Genomic DNA, 236 nt, shown 5'->3' on the forward strand with positions numbered 1-236 from the left:
CAAGCGCACGACTGTCCGACCTGCCCCTTGAAAGCCGAGTGTACCACAGCCGAATATCGCCGGATTCAAATCAGTCCGTTACTACGTCGGTATAAACAAGAAGTCCGCGAACGCTTCAAAGTCCCGGAGGTTATGGCCACGGTGAAACGTCGCGGGGTTGAGGTGGAAAGTGTCTGGGGTCACATCAAAGAGGATCGGCAGTTTCGACGATTTCTCTTGCGTGGATTGGCCAAAGT

At 53.8% G+C, this 236-nt stretch carries 1 protein-coding gene; it reads left to right on the forward strand.

Features of this window, described 5'->3' with window-relative positions:
• The coding region (locus HIJ39_RS25390; protein WP_207711913.1) for a transposase at nt 1–236 on the forward strand (236 nt) is incomplete at both ends.

The organism is Sulfobacillus harzensis (assembly GCF_012933365.1).
Classification (GTDB): Bacteria; Bacillota; Sulfobacillia; order Sulfobacillales; family Sulfobacillaceae; genus Sulfobacillus_B; species Sulfobacillus_B harzensis.